At 37.3% G+C, this 2,074-nt stretch carries 2 protein-coding genes; both read right to left on the bottom strand.

Annotation, left to right across the window (positions count from 1 at the left end; genetic code table 11):
• Positions 1–43: 43 nt before the first annotated feature.
• Entirely contained in the window at positions 44–976 is a 933-nt protein-coding gene (locus CK510_RS29680) for a cobalamin-binding protein (protein ID WP_095725028.1), read from the bottom strand.
• A gap of 296 nt (positions 977–1,272) precedes the next feature.
• Positions 1,273–2,074, bottom strand: an 802-nt coding sequence (locus CK510_RS32190; RefSeq protein ID WP_373695838.1) for a tetratricopeptide repeat protein, incomplete at its 5' end; no start/stop codon positions are given.

Here is a 2,074-nt window from a genome sequence, read left to right as displayed (position 1 = left end):
ATATTAATTATTAACCATTAACTATATAATTATTAAATATTAATTATTTAGGTAACACATCCCAAGCTTTTCCTTTATAGCCATATTGGAATATTTCTGGGTGTAATATTTCTGCCAAAATTTCTGTCGATTCGACTAATCTTGGTCCTGGACGATTAAAGTAAGCATTGCCATCGGTGATGTATACTCTCCCGATTTGACTTGCATGTAATTTTTCCCATTCGGGAAGATTAACTAACATTTGCGCTTCTTGGCGGGTACGATGTAAATCAAATCCGCAAGGCATAAAAATAATTACATCTGGATTACTAACAATCAAATTTTCCAATTTCAATGGTGTCGAATGCTGACCAACTTGACCAAATAAAGATTTTCCACCTGCGATATTAACTAATTCCGGAACCCAGTTTGCAGCCATCATCAGAGGTTCTGTCCATTCAATACATGCTACAGATAGGATTTCATTCGCTGCAAGCCCCTTGGTACGTTGTTCGACAATTTTTACACGAGCTTCCAGATTTTCCAACACTTTGACCACATCTGCCCCAAATATATGTCCCACTCGCTCGATATCGTCCCAAACATCTTTGAGAAGATCGGGTTGTAATGAGATAATTTTTGGTCTTTCCTGAGTCAGAGTGGCAATTGCTTTTTCAACTTCGCTAAAACTAACAGCACATACATCGCATTGGTCTTGAGTGATAATGTGAGTCGGTTGTAATTTCTTTAAGACATCAATTTTAACTTCATAAATGCTCAAGGCATTTTGTAACAAATTATTAACTTTATCATTGATTTCCTGACTGGATGAATTGGTATTTAGTTTTGCTTGAGTGCAAATTGGAAGACTTTGAATTTCTTCGGGATAATCACATTCGTGCGATCGCCCAACTATTTTGTCGGTTAATCCAAGTGCGGCTAAAATTTCTGTACCACTAGGTATTAGGGAAACTATTCTCACTTCGCCATTTCTCATGACTATACCTCTACGACATCTGCTACATTTTTAATTATGGCAAAATTCAAGTGTTTATATATCTTTCGTAAGGTAGGGAAGCAGAGGGAAGAAAATAAAAGTCTTGTTCCTTTCCCTACTGGCAGGGTAGACACTCCCTGTCTTCTGTAAGTATGCGGTAGGCGCTGAGTCGCAAAGCGACACGCTGCGTGTAGCTTGCTTCCACGGAGTGGTACGCCTTCTCGTAGAGTATCGCGTAAGGCAAGAAGAAGGTTAGGGAGGGGTTATTTTATTATATTTATGAATATTAATTTTAATTAATTAGTTAACACTGATAAATTATCCCATGCCTTAATAAAATTACCTCGCATTAATGCTGCAACCCCTGACAATGCTGTAATTTCGCGTTGATTTGGATTTATTTCTAAAGCAGTTTTCAGAGCTTTTTCTGCTGCTCCTGGCTGCCAATTATAAAGCCGTACAAATGCTAAATATGCCCAAGCAAAAGGATTTTTATTATCGATTTGGGTGACTCTTTCTAGGGATTTGATTGCACTTTTTACTTGTCTTTGTAATACATTTGCTAAAGCTACTGTATAGGCTAAATCTGAATCTGAACTGTAATGACGCAAGCGATATTCTGATGTTAATTGTGCTTGCAATAAATAGTCCTGCGTCGGGTCATATTGGTTAATCCTTGCCACAGAATCAAATATTTTTTCTACCGCTTCAGTTCCTTTTGGTAAATTAGTTGCTAATGTGCGTAATTGGGTGATTAAATCTAATTCTGGTGCAGGTGTCGAAGTAGCATCCGGGTTAATTATAATAGTTTTATTCGGTGTATTAATTGCATATATTTCTCCCGATACGCGATTTAGATAACTCGCTTCTAATCGATAGGTTCCCGGTGAAATATTAGCCGAAGGTAACATTGCAGTGCGTTCGACAACTTGAAAATTACCTTCAGTTTTTTTTGTAGCTGTATATAAATTTCCCATCGCGATCGCATGATCGTGAAACCAGACAGAATTGGGATTGAGGGTTTGAGATTTGGGATTATTAGTATTTTGCCAAGTTAATAAAACCAAGCCATTTTTTAATTCTTCCCAAGAACTAGAC

Source organism: Brunnivagina elsteri CCALA 953, from assembly GCF_002289455.1.
Classification (GTDB): Bacteria; Cyanobacteriota; Cyanobacteriia; order Cyanobacteriales; family Nostocaceae; genus Brunnivagina; species Brunnivagina elsteri.
Note: the sequence above shows the minus strand (reverse complement) of the source record. Positions and strands in the feature narration are given on the sequence as shown.

Coding starts and splice junctions, on each gene's coding strand:
- CK510_RS29680 (WP_095725028.1), bottom strand. CDS start 976: ATGAGAAATGGCGAAGTGAGAATAGTTTCCCTAATACCTAGTGGTACA.